The following is a 1,270-nucleotide window of genomic DNA, read 5'->3' on the forward strand; positions in this document are numbered from 1 at the left end:
CTGTTCAAGGTGAACAAGTACGGCGAAATAACAATCGATAAGACGAAAGTCTTGATCCCTTCAGGGTCTCGCCATGGGCAAGTACGCGCCATCCTAAGATGGGATTCGATGAAGATTCTCTCACTTTATGGAGAAATCCTCTACGAAGAAAAACGACCCTACATGATGACAAAACGTGCGCTCCCGTGGGAAAACATCATCAGCACCTGGCACAAGAAGCCGAGAAGCTTCGGTCACTCCCGTTATTCCGAATACCTGCCGGGTAGAATCAAAGAGTACCTGGGCGTGCCGAACTTACTTGTCCGGCAGGAACGACTGGCCTGGATCCGAGCCAAGCTCGCGCTGTATCCAATCCTAGAGATCAATGAAAGCCTGTACGAGCTACTGAGCGAGGACGACGCCCCAGCCGTGGTTGAGGACCATCCATACGATGTGGACTGGAGCAAGTACGATAGCTTGAATCGGCCGTGGGGAGAAGGTGGCACAGCATGAGCCTAAAAGAAATGTGCAAGTCGCTCCGCCTTGCCTACGTCGCCGAAATCTATGAATCGATTCCGACGGAATCTCCTGAAAAATTTCTTATGGAGCTTTTCTCTATGGAAATGCGCCTCCGCGAAGAAGCGAAGGCGCAACGGTTTATCAAAAAGGCTAAATTCATCAACAACAAGTCACTCGACGACTATCGCTGGGGCAATCACATCTACTTCCCGAAGCATTTGGATAAGGACGAACTGACCTCATTGAATTTCGTCGAACATTCACAGAACGTCGTTCTGACAGGGTCCCCGGGGACGGGAAAGACCCACTTGGCCATCGGACTCGGGAGAGAAGCTTGTCACAAAGGTTATGAGGTGAGGTTCTTCCGGGTCTCCGAGCTCGTAGAGCAACTCAACAAGGCCTGGAGGGATGGAAAGCTGAGCAGCTTCCATTCACGTCTCGAATCGGCAGACCTTATTATTTTGGACGAGATGGGATACATCCCTCTCACAAAAGAATCTGCGGAACTCCTGTTCCATCTCATCACCGACTGGTACGAGAGAAAGAGCCTGATCATCACATCCAACCTTGAGTTCAGTCAGTGGAATCGCATCTTTGGCGACGCGCGCCTAACGGCGGCACTCGTCGATCGCGTCATCCATCACGCTCACATATTAAACTTCACAGGTGACAGTTATCGCGTCACGCATGCGTTGTCGAAACACTAAAACCCAGCTGGCAAAGTTCTGTACTTTTCGTTGCATTATTGTGCACATTTGTATTGCAAAATACA

Annotated in this window: 1 protein-coding gene and 1 pseudogene; both read left to right on the forward strand. The window is 50.2% G+C overall.

What is annotated here, in order from left to right:
* Positions 1-492: pseudogene (locus tag BV910_RS14875) on the forward strand (IS21 family transposase); the annotation flags it as partial.
* Positions 489-1,205, forward strand: coding sequence for an IS21-like element helper ATPase IstB (gene istB / locus BV910_RS14675; protein WP_078145977.1), 717 nt, complete (start codon positions 489-491; stop codon positions 1,203-1,205). The pseudogene BV910_RS14875 and the gene istB, both read left to right, overlap by 4 nt.
* The last annotated feature ends 65 nt before the right edge of the window (positions 1,206-1,270 follow it).

Origin of the sequence: Exiguobacterium sp. HVEsp1, from assembly GCF_002009685.1 — a bacterium.
Taxonomy (GTDB): domain Bacteria; phylum Bacillota; class Bacilli; order Exiguobacteriales; family Exiguobacteriaceae; genus Exiguobacterium; species Exiguobacterium profundum.

What these genes read in the sequence shown, in the direction of transcription:
- istB (WP_078145977.1), top strand. Translation starts at nt 489, where the DNA reads ATGAGCCTAAAAGAAATGTGCAAGTCGCTCCGCCTTGCCTACGTCGCC.